Raw genomic sequence first — 920 nt, forward strand, 5'->3', positions numbered from 1 at the left:
GAGTTGGACATCACGAACGACGGGTGACCCGTCGCATTGCCCAGGTTCAGCAGACGCCCCTCGGACAGCACGATCAGGACCTTGCCGTCGGGGAACGTCCACGTGTGGACCTGCGGCTTGACCTCGTCCTTCACGATCCCGGGGATCTTCGCCAGACCCGCCATGTCGATCTCGTTGTCGAAGTGACCGATGTTGCCCACGATCGCCTGGTGCTTCATCTTGGCCATGTCCGCGGCCATGATGATGTCCTTGTTGCCCGTCGTCGTCACGAAGATGTCGACCTTGTCGACGACCTCGTCCAGCGTCGTCACCTGGAAGCCGTCCATCGCCGCCTGCAGCGCACAGATCGGGTCCACCTCAGTGATGATCACCCGCGCGCCCTGGCCGCGCAGCGACTCCGCGCAGCCCTTGCCCACATCGCCGTAGCCGCAGACCAGAGCGGTCTTGCCGCCGATCAGCACGTCCGTGGCGCGGTTGATGCCGTCGATCAGGGAGTGGCGGCAGCCGTACTTGTTGTCGAACTTCGACTTCGTCACCGCGTCGTTCACATTGATCGCCGGGAAGAGAAGAGTCCCGTCCCGGTGCATCTCGTACAGACGGTGAACACCCGTCGTGGTCTCCTCCGTCACACCGCGGATCTCCGAGGCGAGCTGAGTCCACTTCTGCGAGCCGTCGGTGATCGTGCGGTTGAGGAGCTGCAGGATGACGCGGTGCTCGTCCGACTCGGCGGTGTCCTCGGACGGGACCTTGCCGGCCTTCTCGTACTCGACGCCCTTGTGGACCAGGAGCGTGGCGTCGCCGCCGTCGTCCAGGATCATGTTCGGGCCGCCGGTGGGGGTGTTCGGCCAGGTCAGCGCCTGCTCCGTGCACCACCAGTACTCCTCCAGGGTCTCGCCCTTCCAGGCGAAGACCGGGATGCC

1 protein-coding gene is annotated in these 920 nt (G+C 65.0%); it reads right to left on the reverse strand.

Annotation, left to right across the window (positions count from 1 at the left end):
- Nucleotides 1-920: adenosylhomocysteinase (locus E2651_RS43440; RefSeq protein WP_135336755.1), on the reverse strand; the 920-nt coding region annotated here is incomplete at both ends.

The sequence above is a fragment of the Streptomyces sp. MZ04 genome (assembly GCF_004684775.1).
Classification (GTDB): domain Bacteria; phylum Actinomycetota; class Actinomycetes; order Streptomycetales; family Streptomycetaceae; genus Streptomyces.